Source organism: Amycolatopsis ruanii (assembly GCF_003385175.1).
GTDB classification, from domain to species: domain Bacteria; phylum Actinomycetota; class Actinomycetes; order Mycobacteriales; family Pseudonocardiaceae; genus Amycolatopsis_E; species Amycolatopsis_E thermalba.
In genome coordinates, this window is sequence record NZ_PQHY01000074.1 from 1 (window position 1) to 15,612 (window position 15,612).

Annotated in this window: 15 protein-coding genes and 1 riboswitch; of the genes, 9 read left to right on the forward strand and 6 right to left on the reverse strand. The window is 72.5% G+C overall.

The genetic code is table 11. The features are described 5' to 3' along the window. The first annotated feature begins 414 nt into the window (after window positions 1-414). Complete coding sequence (locus D0D28_RS28780; RefSeq protein WP_116114030.1) at window positions 415-1,482, forward strand: FAD-dependent oxidoreductase; 1,068 nt, start codon at window positions 415-417, stop codon at window positions 1,480-1,482. 338 nt (window positions 1,483-1,820) lie between these two features. On the opposite strand, the gene D0D28_RS28785 is transcribed toward D0D28_RS28780, so the two are convergent. Together D0D28_RS28785 and D0D28_RS28790 are read right to left on the reverse strand one after the other, a co-directional pair. Next, window positions 1,821-2,633: an amidohydrolase family protein gene (locus D0D28_RS28785; RefSeq protein ID WP_116114033.1), complete on the reverse strand. Its 813-nt coding sequence runs from the start codon at window positions 2,631-2,633 to the stop codon at window positions 1,821-1,823. Beyond that, complete coding sequence (locus D0D28_RS28790; protein WP_116114036.1) at window positions 2,626-3,225, reverse strand: TetR/AcrR family transcriptional regulator; 600 nt, start codon at window positions 3,223-3,225, stop codon at window positions 2,626-2,628. The genes D0D28_RS28785 and D0D28_RS28790 overlap by 8 nt, the downstream gene beginning before the upstream one ends. Before the next feature lie 25 nt (window positions 3,226-3,250). Here D0D28_RS28790 and D0D28_RS28795 point away from each other — a divergent pair, with 25 nt between their 5' ends. From D0D28_RS28795 to D0D28_RS28825, 7 genes are all read left to right on the forward strand, one after another. After that, a complete protein-coding gene (locus D0D28_RS28795; protein ID WP_094004083.1) occupies window positions 3,251-3,718 on the forward strand; it encodes a hypothetical protein in 468 nt (155 codons plus the stop codon). A 44-nt stretch (window positions 3,719-3,762) separates the two neighbouring features. After that, window positions 3,763-5,094, forward strand: coding sequence for a glutamine synthetase family protein (locus D0D28_RS28800; protein WP_429728434.1), 1,332 nt, complete (start codon window positions 3,763-3,765; stop codon window positions 5,092-5,094). Then, complete coding sequence (locus D0D28_RS28805; protein ID WP_116114041.1) at window positions 5,075-5,770, forward strand: gamma-glutamyl-gamma-aminobutyrate hydrolase family protein; 696 nt, start codon at window positions 5,075-5,077, stop codon at window positions 5,768-5,770. The genes D0D28_RS28800 and D0D28_RS28805 overlap by 20 nt, the downstream gene beginning before the upstream one ends. Window positions 5,771-5,802: 32 nt before the next feature. Next, window positions 5,803-6,567, forward strand: a complete 765-nt coding sequence (locus D0D28_RS28810; RefSeq protein ID WP_094004086.1) for a 3-oxoacyl-ACP reductase — start codon at window positions 5,803-5,805, stop codon at window positions 6,565-6,567. A gap of 33 nt (window positions 6,568-6,600) precedes the next feature. Then, window positions 6,601-6,693, forward strand: a riboswitch (glycine riboswitch). A gap of 124 nt (window positions 6,694-6,817) precedes the next feature. After that, window positions 6,818-9,640, forward strand: a complete 2,823-nt coding sequence (gcvP, locus tag D0D28_RS28815; protein WP_116114044.1) for an aminomethyl-transferring glycine dehydrogenase — start codon at window positions 6,818-6,820, stop codon at window positions 9,638-9,640. Between the two features lie 2 nt (window positions 9,641-9,642). Continuing rightward, entirely contained in the window at window positions 9,643-10,719 is a 1,077-nt protein-coding gene (gene gcvT / locus D0D28_RS28820) for a glycine cleavage system aminomethyltransferase GcvT (RefSeq protein WP_429728026.1), read from the forward strand. A gap of 39 nt (window positions 10,720-10,758) precedes the next feature. Then, window positions 10,759-12,375: a transglycosylase domain-containing protein gene (locus tag D0D28_RS28825; RefSeq protein ID WP_116114047.1), complete on the forward strand. Its 1,617-nt coding sequence runs from the start codon at window positions 10,759-10,761 to the stop codon at window positions 12,373-12,375. Here the strand turns inward: D0D28_RS28825 and D0D28_RS28830 are convergent. Genes D0D28_RS28830 through D0D28_RS28840 form a run of 3 tightly spaced genes read right to left on the reverse strand, consistent with a single transcriptional unit; the run spans window position 12,365 to window position 14,240 of the window. Continuing rightward, complete coding sequence (locus D0D28_RS28830) at window positions 12,365-12,754, reverse strand: NUDIX hydrolase (protein ID WP_116114050.1); 390 nt, start codon at window positions 12,752-12,754, stop codon at window positions 12,365-12,367. The two genes, D0D28_RS28825 and D0D28_RS28830, sit on opposite strands and share 11 nt — an antisense overlap. After that, on the reverse strand, window positions 12,751-13,407 hold the full coding sequence (locus tag D0D28_RS28835) for an O-methyltransferase (RefSeq protein ID WP_116114052.1): 657 nt from the start codon (window positions 13,405-13,407) through the stop codon (window positions 12,751-12,753). Before D0D28_RS28835 ends, D0D28_RS28830 begins: the two co-directional genes overlap by 4 nt. Window positions 13,408-13,418: 11 nt before the next feature. Then, window positions 13,419-14,240 carry an ABC transporter ATP-binding protein gene (locus tag D0D28_RS28840; protein ID WP_094004091.1) on the reverse strand — a complete coding sequence of 274 codons (822 nt, stop codon included), beginning with the start codon at window positions 14,238-14,240 and terminating at the stop codon, window positions 13,419-13,421. A 59-nt stretch (window positions 14,241-14,299) separates the two neighbouring features. Here D0D28_RS28840 and D0D28_RS28845 point away from each other — a divergent pair, with 59 nt between their 5' ends. Beyond that, window positions 14,300-15,304 (forward strand): glycoside hydrolase family 172 protein, encoded by a 1,005-nt coding sequence (locus D0D28_RS28845; protein WP_094004092.1) that lies wholly within the window; start codon window positions 14,300-14,302, stop codon window positions 15,302-15,304. On the opposite strand, the gene D0D28_RS28850 is transcribed toward D0D28_RS28845, so the two are convergent. After that, the gene (locus D0D28_RS28850) at window positions 15,305-15,505 is read right to left on the reverse strand and encodes a hypothetical protein (RefSeq protein WP_017984299.1); all 201 of its coding nucleotides are present in this window, start codon (window positions 15,503-15,505) and stop codon (window positions 15,305-15,307) included. Window positions 15,506-15,612: the final 107 nt, after the last annotated feature.

A 15,612-nucleotide genomic window follows, 5' to 3' on the forward strand; every position in this document is an offset into this window, starting at 1 on the left:
CTGCATGACTGCCCACCCCCCGGCCTGGCGCGCCCCCGCGTTCCGCGCTTGCCGCGCGTTCCGCGCGTCCCGCTTCGCGCTTCGCATGCCTCGCGCCCCCGCACCGCGCGCCTCCGCACCCCGCGCGCCTCCGCACCCCGCGCGCCTCCGCACCGCGCGCCTCCCGCCTCGCCGTCCGCGCGAGCCCCGCGCTCTGCGCGAGCCCCGCGCCCTTGGCGCCGCGCCCTCCCGCGCCCCGGCGCCGCGCAAACCCCGTGCGCCTCGCGCCACTGCGCCACCGCGCGTCCGTCTCGCTCCGCGCTCCGTGCCTCCCGTCTCGCGAGGGCTGTGCGTTTCGCGTCTCTGCGTCGTGTGCCGGACGTGCTGCGTGCCACGCTCGGGAAGTGGCGTGCCGTCCGGGCGGTTGTACCCGGTGTGCGCAGCGAAACCGACGTCGTGGTGATCGGGGCGGGGCAGGCTGGGCTGTCGGCCGCCTACTTCCTCCGGCGGGCCGGTCTGGAGTTCGTCGTCCTCGACCAGAACGCGGGGCCGGGCGGCGCGTGGCGGCACCGGTGGCCGTCGCTGCGGTTGGACAAGGTCCACAAGTTCCACGACCTCCCCGGCATGGCCTTCGCCGAGCAGGACGAGCACCGGATGGCCTCGGAGGTCGTCGCCGAATACTTCGACCGCTACGAGCGCGCGTTCGACCTGCCGGTCCGGCGCCCGGTCGAGGTGGCAGCCGTGCGGGACGAGGGTGAGCGGCTCCTCGTCGAGAGCGCCGGCGACAGCTGGGCCGCCCGCGCCGTGATCAACGCGACCGGCACCTGGACCCGCCCGTTCTGGCCGCACTACCCCGGCCAGGAGACGTTCACCGGACGCCAGCTGCACACCGCCGACTACCGCAGCGCAGAGGAGTTCCGCGGCCGGCACGTCCTGGTCGTCGGCGGCGGGACGTCGGCCGTGCAGCTGCTGATCGAGATCGCGGACCTCGCGAGCGGCACCACGTGGGTCACCCGCCGCCCGCCGGTGTTCAAGGACGTCGAATTCGGCCCCGAACTGGGCCGCGAAGCCGTGGCGAAGGTCGAGCGCCGGGTCCGGGCGGGCCTGCCGCCGGCGAGCGTGGTCAGCGTGACCGGCCTGATGCGGACGCCCCAGGTGCGCGACGCCGAGGCCCGCGGAATCCTCGACCGCAAGCCGATGTTCGACCACATCACCCCGACGGGCGTGGTGTGGCCGGACGGCAGTGAACAGCGCGTGGACGTGATCCTCTGGGCGACCGGTTTCCGCGCCGCCCTGGACCACCTGGCTCCGCTGCACCTGCGTGAACCCGGCGGCGGCATCCGCATGGAGGGCACCCGCGTAGCCGCTGAGCCGCGCCTGCACCTGGTCGGATACGGCCCTTCCGCGAGCACGATCGGCGCGAACCGCGCGGGCCGCGCAGCCGTCCGCGAGATTCGCCGGCTGCTCTCCACCCAGCGCGAGGCGCTGCCCACCGCAAGCTGACCTCGGACACCGCACGGGCCATCTCGGCAGCACGAGCCCAGTGGGGGGAGGGGAGTGGGTAGTGCGGGTGCTGGCCGAGTTCGGTCTGGCGGGGCTCACTGCACGTGCGGGTTCGTTAGCGCAGGGCTGGGCGGGCCAGTGGCGCCGCTACGGAGTGGGGGCAGTGGGGTGCCGGTTGTGTCTGGCGGGGCTCAGTGCACGTGGGGCTGTGCGGTAGCGCGAGAGCACGGTGAGTTGGCGGGTCGGTGGTGGCGGGAGTGGGTAGTAGGGGGCTGGCCGGGTCAGTGCGCGGTGCGGGCAGCCCGCACCGGCCGTAACCCGGCCCTCGCACCCGCGTACTAATTCGGCAGCGCGAACACCCGCCGGGCGTTGCCGCTCAGGAACAGGTCCTCCGGGGTCGCTCCCAGCTCCAGGTCGGGCAGTCGCTTGAGGGCCTGGGCCGGGGTCAGCATCGGGTAGTTGCTGCCGAACAGCACCCGCGTCCGGCCGCGTCCCCGCATGAACTCCACCAGCTCCGCGGGCAGCCGGTGCACCGCGTAGGCCGAGGTGTCCACGTAGAAGTTCGGGTACTTCGTCGCCAGGGACAGGACCTCCGCCAGCCACGGGTAGCCCACGTGCCCGCCCACCACGACCAGCTCCGGGAAGTCCAGCAGCACCTCGTCCAGGTACGGGATCGGCCGCCCCGGCTCCGACGGGCACAGCGGCCCGGTGTGCCCGATCTGCGTGCAGAACGGCACGTCCTCCTCCACACACGCCACGTACACCGGGTAGTAGCGCCGGTCGTTCGGCGGCAGGTTCCACAGCCACGGCACCACCCGCACCCCGACGAACCCGTTCCGCACGCACCGCCGGACCTCCCGCACCGCCCGCACCGGATCCGTGAGATCCACCGACGCCAGCCCGGCGAACCGGTCCGGGTGCGCCGACACCACGTCGGCCACCTCGTCGTTCGTGATCAGCGCCCCGCCCGGCCCGTGCCACGCCGACAGCAGCCCGACCCGCACCCCGGCCTCGTCCATCGCGTCGAGCGTCGCCGACAGCCGCGGCACCCGGCGCGACATGTCCGTCCACCGCAGCAGCGTCTCCAGCCACGGCTGGTCCATGAAACGCTGGTTCGGCTGCTGCATCCACACGTCGATCACGTCAGCCATCGTTCTTCCCTTCGCCGGTCAACAACGTGCGAGCGGCCCGGGCCACCAGCCCCGCGGCGGAAACCGGCGGCGGCCGCCCCTGCGCCAGATACCGCCGCACGGCCGCGTACGGCAGATCGATCAGCACCAGCAACAGCTCGTCGGTGCCCAGCCCGGTCGCCGCACGCACCGGCCGCGGCGCGGTCCGCAGGATGCCGTCGAGGTCGGCGTCCGTCCGGTCGGCCGCCGCCCGGTCCTCCGCCGACCACGTGTCGAACCCCAGCGCCCGCTTGCCCGCGTACAGCACCTGCGCCGCCGCGGGGTTCGAGCGGCACCAGCGCACCACCGAAGCCGTCGCCTCGACCACGTCCGCCACCGACGGCTCGTCGCCCAGGACCGCGCGGTAGTCGCTCTGGAACCGCCGCACCGTCCGCAGCCACAACGCGGCCAGCAACGCCGGACGGCCGGAGAACCGGTGGTACACCGACCCGCTCGGCGCCCCCACCGCACGCGCCAGGGCCGACATGGTCACCGCCTCGGTCCCGCCGGCGGCGAACAGCTGGAGGGCAGCGTCCAGCAGATCGTCGACGGGAAAACGAGGTGGCCTGCCCACGCTTCTAGAGACTACTCTCCAATACATGGTGGTCAACCTGCATGCGCGACGGATCCGGGCCGACCAGGCGGTGATCGGGGAGCTGCTCGACTCGCTCGGCGGCGCGCACGACCGCCTGTGGCCGCGGTACTGGCCCCCGATGCGGCTCGACCTCACCCCGGGCGCGGTCGGCGGCCACGGCCCGGTCCGCTACCGCGTCGAAGACCACGTACCCGGCCGCCTGCTCCGGTGCCGGTTCCTGCGTCCGCGTGGTTTCGACGGCTACCACGAGTTCAGCGTCCGGCCCGGCCCGGACGGCACGAGCGAGTTGCGGCACGTCATCGTGGTCCGGCTACGGCGCTCGGCGATGCTCACGTACCCGCTCTTCTGGCGTCCGGCGCACGACGCCGCGCTCGAGGACCTCCTCGACCGCGCCGAGCGGGAGGCCACCGGCACGGTCGCCCGTCCCGCCCGCTGGAGCCCGTACGTGCGGCTCCTCCGCGCGCTCGCTTGACAGCGCACCGCCCGCCCCCAAAGGTTTGACCCATGAACAAGGGCATGCTCACCCTCGGCCGGCTCCGGGAACTGGCCGAGGAGGGCACCGTGGACACCGTCCTCGTCGCGATGACCGACATGCAGGGCCGTCTCCAGGGCAAACGCTGCTCGACCGAGTACTTCCTCAACGAGGTCGTCACCCACGCCACCGAAGCCTGCAACTACCTGCTCGCCGTCGACGTGGACATGAACACCGTCGACGGCTACGCGATCTCCTCCTGGGAAAGCGGTTACGGCGACTTCGTGCTGCGCCCCGACCTGTCCACGCTGCGCCGCGTGCCCTGGCACGAGGGGACCGCGCTCGTCCTGTGCGACGTCGAACGCGTCGAGGGCGGCGAGGTCACCGCCTCCCCGCGGCAGGTCCTGCGCGGCCAGCTCGACCGGCTGGCGCAGCGGAACCTCGCCGCCTACGTCGGCACCGAGCTGGAGTTCATCGTCTTCGACGACACCTACGAGCAGGCCTGGCGCCGCGGCTACCGCGACCTCGAGCCCGCCAACCAGTACAATGTGGACTACTCGATGCTCGGCACCGCGCGGCTGGAACCGTTGCTGCGCCGCATCCGCAACGACATGGCCGGCGCCGGCATGTACGTCGAGTCCGCCAAGGGCGAGTGCAACCCTGGCCAGCACGAGATCGCGTTCCGCTTCGACGAGGCCCTGCGCACCTGCGACAACCACAGCATCTACAAGACCGGCGCGAAGGAGATCGCCGCCCAGACCGGCCGCAGCCTCACCTTCATGGCGAAGTACAACGAGCGCGAGGGCAACTCCTGCCACATCCACCTCAGCCTGCGCGGCACGGACGGCACGCCGGTGTTCGCCGAAGACCCGACGCTGATGCGGCACTTCATCGCCGGGCAGCTGGCCTGCCTGCGCGAGCTGACCTACTTCCTCGCGCCGAACATCAACTCCTACAAGCGTTTCGTGCCCGGCAGTTTCGCGCCGACCGCCGTCGCGTGGGGCACCGACAACCGCACCTGCGCGCTGCGCGTCGTCGGGCACGGGCCGTCGCTGCGGGTGGAGAACCGGGTGCCGGGCGGCGACGTCAACCCCTACCTCGCCGTCGCCGCGCTCATCGCCGCCGGCCTGCACGGCATCGAGAACGAGCTGCCGCTGGAGGACGAGTTCGCCGGCAACGCCTACCACTCGGACAAGCCGAGGGTCCCGGCCACGCTGCGCGAGGCGGCGGAGCTGCTGTCCGACAGCAAGGTGGCCCGCGCGGCGTTCGGCGAGGACGTCGTCGAGCACTACCTCAACGCGGCCCGGGTCGAGCTCGCCGCCTTCGACGCCGCCGTCACCGACTGGGAGCGCCAGCGTGGCTTCGAACGCCTCTGAGCCCATCATCGGCCTCACCACCTACACCGAGAAGGCGAGCTGGGGCGTCTGGCACACCGAGGCAGCCCTGCTCCCGCGTTCCTATGTGGACTCGGTCAAGCAGGCGGGCGGAATTCCCGTCCTGCTCCCGGCAGGGGACAGCGACGTCCTGTCCGCCGTGGACGCGCTGGTCCTCTCCGGCGGCGCCGACGTCGACCCCGCGCGCTACGGGCAGCAGCCGCAGGACAAGACGGTGACCCGCCCCGAGCGGGACGCCTTCGAGTTCGCCCTCGCGCGCGCCGCCCTCGACCGCGGCCTGCCGGTGCTCGGCGTGTGCCGCGGCATGCAGGTCCTCAACGTCGCGCTGGGCGGCAGCCTGATCCAGCACCTGCCGGACCGCGTCGGCCACACCGAGCACCAGCCGTCCCCGGGCGTCTACGGCCCGACGCACGTCACGCTCGCCGCGGGCAGCCGCGTCGCCGCGATCCTCGGCGCGCAGACCAAGTGCCAGTGCTACCACCACCAGGCCGTCGACCGGCTCGGCGACGGCCTGCGGGCCGTCGGCTGGGCCGCGGACGGCACGGTCGAGGCCGTGGAGGTGCCGGGCGCGGGCTTCGTGGTCGGCGTGCAGTGGCACCCGGAACAGGACACGCAGGAAGTCCGGTTGTTCGCGGCCCTGGTCGCCGCGTGCCGGTGACCGGTCCACCCGAGGAGTACGGAGGAACAGGGATGCAGCGGTTCGACGGCCGGGTCGTCGTGATCACCGGCGGCGGCAGCGGGATCGGCCTGGCCACCGCCCGCCGCCTGGCGAGCGAGGGCGCGAAGGTGGTGATCGCCGACATCGACGCCGAGGCCGGCAAGGCCGCCGCGGACGAGGTCGGCGGCGAGTTCGTCGCCACCGACGTCACCAGCGAGGAGCAGGTCGAGGCCCTGTTCCAGGCCGCGGTGGACCGCTTCGGCTCGCTCGACGTCGCGTTCAACAACGCCGGTATCTCCCCGCCGGAGGACGACTCGATCCTCACCACCGGCCTGGATGCCTGGCAGAAGGTCCAGCAGGTCAACCTGACCTCGGTGTACCTGTGCTGCAAGTACGCCATCCCGCACATGCGGCGGCAGGGGAAGGGCTCGATCGTCAACACCGCCTCCTTCGTGGCGGTGATGGGCGCGGCGACCTCGCAGATCTCCTACACCGCGTCCAAGGGCGGGGTCCTGGCGATGACCCGCGAGCTGGGCGTGCAGTTCGCCCGCGAGGGCATCCGCGTCAACGCCCTGTGCCCCGGTCCGGTGAACACGCCGCTGCTGCGTGAGCTGTTCGCCAAGGACCCGGAGCGGGCCGCGCGGCGCCTGGTGCACGTGCCGCTGGGCCGCTTCGCCGAGCCGGAGGAGATCGCCGCCGCCGTGGCCTTCCTGGCCAGCGACGATGCGTCGTTCATCACGGCGTCGCAGTTCCTGGTGGACGGCGGTATCTCGGGCGCGTACGTTACCCCGCTGTAGACTGAAGCCGGACAACTGAACAGCAGGCCGTCACGAGCCGGAGCGGGAGAGTCCCCAGGTCAGCTGGGGCGCCGAAGGAGCAACTTCCCCGCCAATCTCTCAGGTACCAGTTACCGCTCCGCGCCAGGCCACTCTGGAAAGCAGGCGCGCGCATCGCGTCTCACCCAAGGTGAAAGCCGCGAGCGCGGTGAAACTCTCAGGTGCCGATGACAGAGGGGGAGTTCCCGCACCCGTAGATGAGGAGCTCCCGATGTCCTTCGCCGATCGCCACATCGGACCTTCCGAGCACGAACAGGCCAAGATGCTCGCCGAGTGCGGGTTCGGGAGCCTGGACGCGCTGGTCGAGGCCGCTGTCCCGGCGTCGATCCGCACCGCGGGCGGGCTGGACCTGCCGCCGGCCTCCGAGCAGGAGGCGACCGCGCAGCTGCGGGCGCTGGCGGCGAAGAACCGCCCGATGACCCAGATGATCGGCCTCGGCTTCAGCGACACCGTCACCCCGCCGGTGATCCGCCGCAACGTGCTGGAGAACCCGGCCTGGTACACCGCGTACACGCCGTACCAGCCGGAGATCTCGCAGGGGCGGCTGGAGGCGCTGCTCAACTTCCAGACGATGGTCTCGAACCTGACCGGCCTGGACATCGCCAACGCCTCCCTGCTCGACGAGTCCACCGCGGTCGCCGAGGCCGTCCTGCTCATGCGCCGCGCGTCGAAGGCGAAGTCGTCGCGCGTCGTGCTGGACGCCGAGTGCCTGCCGCAGACCATCGCGGTGGTGCGGACGCGGGCCGAGGCGGTCGGCATCGAGGTCGACGTGCGGGACCTGGGCACCGGGCTGCCGGAGGACTTCTTCGGTGTCGTCGTGCAGTACCCCGGCGCGTCCGGCGTGCTGCGCGGCCGGGGCTTCTACGAGGCGATCGGCAAGGTCGCCAAGGACGCGGGCGCGCTCTACACCGTGGCCGCGGACCTGCTGGCGCTGACGCTGGTCACCGCGCCCGGCGAGTTCGGTGCCGACATCGCCGCCGGCACCACCCAGCGCTTCGGCGTCCCGCTCGGCTACGGCGGCCCGCACGCCGGGTACCTGTCGGTGCGCAAGGGCCTGGAGCGGTCGCTGCCCGGCCGCCTGGTCGGCGTCTCGGTGGACGCGGACGGCAACACCGCCTACCGGCTCGCGCTGCAGACTCGTGAGCAGCACATCCGCCGCGAGAAGGCGACCTCGAACATCTGCACCGCCCAGGTGCTGCCCGCGGTGCTGGCCGCGATGTACGCCGTCTACCACGGGCCGGAGGGGCTCACGGAGATCGCGCGGCGGGTCCACGGGCTGGCCGCCGGGCTGGCCGAAGCGCTGCGGACCGCGGGTGTGGAGGTCGTGCACGAGGGCTTCTTCGACACCGTGCTCACGCGGGTGCCGGGCCGGGCCGCCGCCGTGGTCGCCGCGGCGCGCGAGTCGGGTATCAACCTCGGCCGCGTGGACGACGACCACGTGCGGATCGCCTGCGACGAGGTCACCACCCCCGAGATCGTGGACCGCGTGCTGCGGGCGTTCGGCGCCGCGCCGGGCATCGCGGACGGCCGCACCGCGCTGCCCACCGGGCTGGCGCGCACCAGCGAGTTCCTGACCCACGAGGTGTTCCACAGCCACCGCTCCGAGACCGCGATGCTGCGCTACCTGCGCCGTCTGTCCGATCAGGACTACGCGCTGGACCGCGGCATGATCCCGCTCGGCTCGTGCACCATGAAGCTCAACGCGACCGCCGAGATGGAGCCGATCAGCTGGCCGGAGTTCGCCGGCCTGCACCCGTTCGCCCCGGCCGGGGACGCGGCCGGCTACCGCGAGCTGATCGACCAGCTGTGCGGCTGGCTCGCCGAGGTCACCGGCTACGACGAGGTGTCCCTGCAGCCCAACGCCGGCAGCCAGGGCGAGCTGGCCGGGCTGCTCGCCATCCGCGCCTACCACCGCGCCAACGGCCAGCCGGAGCGCGACGTGTGCCTGATCCCGTCGTCGGCGCACGGCACCAACGCCGCGTCCGCGGTGCTCGCCGGGATGCGCGTGGTGGTGGTCGCCTGCAACGACAACGGTGACGTCGACCTGGACGACCTGCGCGCCAAGGCCGAGCAGCACCGCGACGCGTTGTCCGCGATCATGGTGACCTACCCCTCCACGCACGGCGTGTACGAGGAGGGCATCGGCGAGATCGCCCGCGTCGTGCACGAGGCCGGCGGGCAGGTCTACGTCGACGGTGCGAACCTCAACGCGCTGCTGGGCCTGGCCAAGCCGGGTGAGTTCGGCGGCGACGTGTCGCACCTGAACCTGCACAAGACGTTCTGCATCCCGCACGGCGGCGGCGGCCCCGGCGTCGGCCCGGTCGCGGTGCGCGCGCACCTCGCGCCCTACCTGCCCAACCACCCGCTCGCCGACGGCGCGGGCCCGGCCACCGGCGTCGGCCCGATCTCGGCGGCGCCGTTCGGGTCCGCGTCGATCCTGCCCATCTCGTGGGCCTACATCCGCATGATGGGCGGCGCCGGGCTGACCAGCGCCACCAAGGTCGCCGTGCTCGCCGCGAACTACGTCGCCGCGCGGCTGTCCCCGCACTACCCGGTGCTCTACACCGGGCGCACCGGCCTGGTGGCCCACGAGTGCATCCTCGACCTGCGCGCGCTGACCAAGCGCACCGGCGTGACCGTCGACGACGTCGCCAAGCGCCTGGTCGACTACGGCTTCCACGCGCCGACCATGTCGTTCCCGGTCGCCGGGACGCTGATGGTCGAGCCGACCGAGAGCGAGGACGTCAGCGAGCTGGACCGGTTCTGCGACGCGATGATCGCCATCCGGCGGGAGATCGAGGACGTCGCCGAGGGCCGGTGGGAGATCGAGCGGAGCCCGCTGCGCAACGCGCCGCACACCGCCGAGATGCTCACCGGCGACTGGGACCTGCCCTACGACCGCAAGACCGCGGTCTACCCGGGCGGGGTCTCGCCGAAGAACAAGTACTGGTCCCCGGTCCGGCGCATCGACGGCGCCCACGGTGACCGCAACCTCGTCTGCTCGTGCCCGTCCATCGAAGCCTACGGGAGCTGATCATGCGGACCGCACTGCATTCCGTCCACAAGGGACTGGGCGCGCTGTTCACCGACTTCGCCGGCTGGGAGATGCCGGTGCGGTACGGCAGCGAGCTGGCCGAGCACCGCGCGGTGCGCGAGACGGCCGGGCTGTTCGACCTCTCGCACATGGGCGAGATCGAGGTGACCGGCCCGCAGGCCGCCGACGCGCTGGACTACGCGTTCGTCGGCAAGCTGTCCGCGGTCAAGCCCGGCCGCGCCCGCTACACGATGATCTGCGACAACGCGGGCGGGGTCATCGACGACCTCGTGGTGTACCGGCTGGCGGACGAGAAGTTCCTCGTGGTCGCCAACGCCGGCAACGCGCCGACCGTGGCCGCCGAGCTGACCGAGCGCGCGTCCCGCTTCGACGCGCGGGTCACCGACCGCTCGGCCGAGGTCGCGCTGATCGCGGTGCAGGGCCCGAAGGCGGTGGACGTGGTCGGCGCGGTCACCGACGCCGACCTGGCGAGCCTGAAGTACTACGCGAGCGTGCCGGCGACCGTGAAGGGCCACGAGGTGCTGCTCGCACGCACCGGCTACACCGGCGAGGACGGCTTCGAGCTGTACGTCCCGGCTGAGGAGGCGACGTCGGTGTGGCACCTGCTGACCGACGCCGGACAGCCGCACGGGCTGGTGCCCGCCGGGCTCGCCTGCCGCGACACGCTGCGGCTGGAGGCGGGCATGCCGTTGTACGGCAACGAGTTGTCGACGCAGCGGTCGCCGTTCGAGGCGAACCTGGGCCGCGTGGTCAAGCTCGACAAGCCGGACTTCGTCGGCAAGGCGGCGCTGGCGGGCCGGCAGGAGCCGTCCGAGGTGCTGGTGGGCCTGCGCGGTGGCGGCCGGCGGGCGCCGCGGCACGGCTACCGCGTGCTCTCCGGCGAGGAGCCGGTGGGCGAGGTGACCAGCGGCGCGCTGTCGCCGACGCTGGGCTACCCGGTGGCGATGGCCTACGTGCCGGTCGCGCTGAGCGAGCCGGGCACGAAGCTGGCCGTCGACATCCGCGGCCGGGTCGAGCCGGTCGAGGTGGTTCCGCTGCCGTTCTACCAGCGGGACTGACCCGCGCAACGAAAGATCACCAACAGACGTCTGTAGTGCGTGGAGAAGCAACGCAGGCGGTGGTGGCGGCGGGCCCGGCGGGTCGCGTACGTCCTGACCGGGCTCTTCGTCGGCGTCCCGGCGATCGCGTTCGCGATCGGGTACCTGGTGTGGGACGTGCGCAGCCCGCAGGAGGTGCTGGCCGACCTCGACAAGACCGTGGTGATCCAGTACGCGGACGGCGGCGAGCTGATGCGGGTCGTGCCGCCGGACGGTGACCGCACGTTCACGCCCTACGCGCTGATCCCGCGCAAGCTGGTCGACGCGATCGTCGCTGTCGAGGACCCCACGTTCTGGACCAACGGCGGGTTCGAGCCGACCGGCATCGCGCGTGCGATGGTCACCGGCGTCGGCGGCGGGTCGGGCATCACCCAGCAGTACGTCAAGAACTCCACCGGCGAGGACGACGCGACCCTGTTCCGCAAGTTCAAGGAGCTGGTGCTGGCGACGAAGATCACCGACCGGCAGAGCAAGGAACAGATCTTCGAAAGCTACGTCAACATCATCTCCTTCGGCCGCAACACGCACGGTCCGGCGGCCGCCGCGCAGGCGTACTTCGGCAAACCGCTCGCCGACATCTCCTGGAGCGAGGCCGCGTTCCTGGCCGGCCTGCTGCAGGCGCCGTACGGGCACGACCCGGCGACCGCCGGTCCCGAGCAGGCCGCGCGACGCTGGACCTACGCGGCGAACAAGCTCGCCGAGCGCGGGTACGTGTCGGCGGCCGAACGGTCCACGATGACGTACCCGCGGGTCCTCGATCCGCACGAGACGCGCGCCGGGCGGAGCTCCTACAGCGACTCCCACATCCGCCAGCAGGTGCTCACCGAGCTGGAGGCGCAGGGGTGGCCGCTGACACGGCTGCGCCGGGAGGGACTGGCCGTGCGCACTACCCTCGACCGGGCCGCCCAGGGCCGCGCCGAGCGGGCGGCGCGGGACCGGCTCACGGGAGAGCCCGCGGAGCTGCGGGCGGCGGTGGTGTCCGTGTCGCCGGGCGACGGCGGGGTGGCCGCCTACGCCGGCGGGAACTGGGGTGTCACGGACTACGCCGTGACCCCGCGCCGTCCGGGCACGGCGTTCCGGCCGGTCGTGCGCGTGGCGGAGTTCCGCGCCCGTGCGGATGATCCGCCCGTCGTGACCGGGCCGAAGATCCGGCAGACCGCCTACGACGCCGGGATCCCGGAGTTCCTGGACGGCACGCGGACGCTGACGGCGCCGGACGGGGTGCACATCGCGTCCTCGATCGCCGAGGGCACCTACCGGTTGCGGCCGCTGGACCTGGCGGGCGTGCACGCGACCTTCGCGAACGGCGGTCTGCGGGTCACGCCGCACTTCGTGGCCGAGGTGCGCCGCGGCGACGAGGTGGTGTGGCGCTGGGACACGCCGCCGGTGCCCGCCCTGCCGCGCGAGGCCGTTCTGCAGGCTGACGCGGCCCCGGGCGAGTACGGCACGTCCGACGCGTGGATGGCCGGCGCGAGCGCGTCGATGGCCACGGTGGTGTGGGTCGGCGGCGACGAGGAACGCCCCCGCACGGACTGGCAGGGCGTGCCCCTGACCGGCGCCACCCTGCCCGCGGACATCTGGCGCGAGGTGATGTCGCCGGAGCCGGCTACGCGGTGAGGTCCCCGCGGCGGCGCAGCTCCTCGAACACCTGCTGGAACGCGCGGGAGCCGCGGTGGCGGTCGGCGTAGCCGAGCCAGGCCACCTCCGCGACCTCGGCCGAGGGCGTGATGGTGCCCTGGTAGTCGGCCGTGTAGCAGGTCATCCGCAGCAGCTGCGCCTGCCCGTCGGCGGGCGCCTCGATCGTCGCGGTGTGCACGGCGGTCGCCGGGTCGATCCACACCGCCAGCTCCTCGGCGACCTCCCGCACCAGCGTCGCCACGTCGCTCTCGCCCGGCTCGCGCTTGCCGCCCGGCAGGTACCACGCCGACTTGCCGTGCGAACGCGCCGCCAGCACGCGGCCGTCCTCCACCCGCAGCCAGGCGACCTTGTCGATCACCGCGTCACCAGCGCGAGCGTGAACCCGTCGTAACCCTTCGAGCCCACCGTCTGCACCACGGTCGCCTCCACCCGCGGCTCGGCGGCGATCAGCTCGTGCATCTCCCGCGTGGCGACGATCGCGGGGTCCGTGCTGCCGGCGTCGGCGAGCGCGCCGTCCCGCACCACGTTGTCCACGATGATCACCGAGCCCGGCCGCGACAACCGCAGCGCCCACCGGAAGTACTCGGGGTTGTTCGGCTTGTCCGCGTCGATGAAGATCAGGTCGAACGGCCCCTCGACGGACGGCAGCGTGTCCAGCGCCTTGCCGACCTTCACCTCGACGATCTCGCCGAACCCCGCCGCGTCGAGGTTGTTCTCCGCCACCTGCGCGTGCTTGCGGTCCGCCTCCAGCGTCACCAGCCTGCCGTCCGGCGGCAGCGCCCGCGCCAGCCAGATCGTGCTGTACCCGCCGAGCGTGCCGATCTCCAGGATCGAGCGGGCGCCGTGCATCCGCGCCAGCAGGTGCAGCAGCTTGCCCTGGGGCGGGGACACCGCGATCGCGCTCGGCCCGGCGTCGGCCGTGGCGGCCCGCACGTCGTCGAGCACCGGGTCGGCTGGGATGAGCGTCCGGCCGACGTAGTCGTCGACCGCGCTCCACACGTCCTGGCTCACAAGAGCCGAAACTACCGGCGGGCCTTCGGGATGACCAACGGAGTTCCGGTTTCCGGGTCCGGGATGACCGAGCACGGCAGGTCGAAGATCTCCTCGACGCGCTCGGCGGTCACGACCTCCTCCGGCGTGCCGGTCGCGAGCACCTCACCGCCGCGCATGGCGATCAGGTGCGTGGCGTAGCGGGCCGCGTGGTTGAGGTCGTGCAGCACCGCGACCAGCGTGCGGCCCTGCTCGGCGTGCAGCTGCGCGCACAGGTCGAGGATGTCCATCTGGTGCGCGATGTCCAGGAACGTGGTCGGCTCGTCGAGCAGGAGCAGCTCGGTCTCCTGCGCCAGCGCCATCGCCAGCCACACGCGCTGCCGCTGCCCGCCGGACAGCTCGTCCACCATGCGGTCGGCCAGCTCGGTCACGCCGGTGGCGGCCATCGAGCGCTCGACCACCTCGGCGTCCTCGCGCGACCACTGCCGCAGCAGCCGCTGGTGCGGGTACCGGCCGCGGGACACCAGGTCGGCCACCGTGATGCCGTCCGGCGCGATCGAGCTCTGCGGCAGCAGCCCCAGCTTGCGCGCGACCTGCTTGGCCGGCAGCGACGTGATGACCTCGCCGTCCAGGTAGACCATGCCCTGCCGCGGCTTCAGCAGCCGGCTCAGCGCCCGCAGCAGCGTGGACTTGCCGCACGCGTTCGGCCCGACGATCACGGTGAACGACCGGTCCGGAATGGTGACCGAGAGATCTTCGGCGACGACCCGTCCGTCGTACCCCAACGTCAGGCCGTCACCGTGCAGCCGGGTGCTGGTGGTCGGCTCGGCGACAAGATCCACGGTCTGGGTCATAGAGGTTAGGCTAACCTACAAGTTAGGCAAACGGTACGGACCGTGCTTACCTTGGCAGGGTGTTCGACGTCACGGATCTGACCCGCGTCACGCCCGTGCTCGACTCGCGGGCGGTCACCTTCGAGAACCCGACCGGCGAGCGCGGCGCGGGCGGCCGGGCCGGCGGCGGCCGCAAGGGCGCCCCCAGCCGGGTCATCGAGGGCGGTGAGCGCGTCACCCTCGCCGACCTCGCCGGGCCGGGCACGATCCGGCACATCTGGATGACGTTCCCGCCGGACCGGCCGGCCCGCATGCGAGCCGTCCACCTCGAAGTCCGCTACGGCGGCCTGTCCTACCCCAGCGTCTCGGTGCCGTGCCTGGACTTCTTCGGCTCACCGCACGGCCGCCCGGTCGCCTACTCCAGCGCGCTGACCAGCATGCCGGAGGCCCGCGGCTTCAACAGCTACCTGCCGATGGCCTTCGGCGAGCGCATCCGCGTCGACCTGGTCAACGGCAACCCGGACCCGATCGTCCTGTACTTCCAGATCGACTACACCCTCGGCGAATCCCCGTCGGGGCGGTTGCACGTGGGTTTCCGCCGCGAGAACCCGACGGTGTCGAAGCGGGACTTCGTGGTGACCGAGGGGTTGCGCGGCCCGGGCCGGTTCCTCGGCTGGGTCGGCGGGGTGCGGCCGATCGACGGCGGCCAGTGGTACGGCGAGGGCGAGGTGAAGATCTACCGCGACGGGGACCGCGAGTACCCCACGATCTGCGGGACCGGGCTGGAGGACTACGTGGGTTCGGCGTGGGGGATGGGCCCGCACGCCGGGCTGTACGCGGGTGCGCCGCTGGAGGTGTCCGGCCGCGGCCCGATCCCGAAGTACGTCGGGTTCTACCGCTGGCACGTGCTCGATCCGATCATGTTCAGCACGGACCTGCGGGTGACGCTGCAGCAGATCGGCGCCGACCGGGGTGGTCTGGTCGAGCGCGTGGACGACTACTGCGCGGCCGCGTTCACGGTGTGCGAGCGGGCCCAGCCGGTGCCGCCGGTGGACGTCGCCGCGGCCGTCGCGGATCTGGAGTGACTACTGGGACCGTTCGCCGACCACGACGACCGCGTCGCGCAGTGCCGCGCGCAGCCGGCCGACGTCCAGCGGTTCGAGCACCGCGGCTTCGCCCGGTGGAGCCACCAGGACCACCCGTCCGCTGCTCACGAACACCGTCAGGTCACGCCGCCTGCCGGCCAGGTCCCGGCAGCTGATCGACCATTCGTCTCGAGCCGCCACGTCCGTCGCCTTCCTTCGGTGGTGTTGCGGGTGACAGAGGGACGGCGCAGCGGGGCGGGCGTGACGCGGTGGCGCGGAAAAAGTGTCCGCAGTAGCGTCGGGTGGCA

Excerpts from the sequence above, each read along its gene's own strand:
- D0D28_RS28785 (WP_116114033.1), bottom strand. The coding sequence starts at position 2,633 with ATGGCTGACGTGATCGACGTGTGGATGCAGCAGCCGAACCAGCGTTTC.
- D0D28_RS28795 (WP_094004083.1), top strand. The coding sequence starts at position 3,251 with ATGGTGGTCAACCTGCATGCGCGACGGATCCGGGCCGACCAGGCGGTG.
- D0D28_RS28800 (WP_429728434.1), top strand. The coding sequence starts at position 3,763 with ATGCTCACCCTCGGCCGGCTCCGGGAACTGGCCGAGGAGGGCACCGTG.
- D0D28_RS28810 (WP_094004086.1), top strand. The coding sequence starts at position 5,803 with ATGCAGCGGTTCGACGGCCGGGTCGTCGTGATCACCGGCGGCGGCAGC.
- gcvP (WP_116114044.1), top strand. The coding sequence starts at position 6,818 with ATGTCCTTCGCCGATCGCCACATCGGACCTTCCGAGCACGAACAGGCC.
- gcvT (WP_429728026.1), top strand. The coding sequence starts at position 9,643 with ATGCGGACCGCACTGCATTCCGTCCACAAGGGACTGGGCGCGCTGTTC.
- D0D28_RS28840 (WP_094004091.1), bottom strand. The coding sequence starts at position 14,240 with ATGACCCAGACCGTGGATCTTGTCGCCGAGCCGACCACCAGCACCCGG.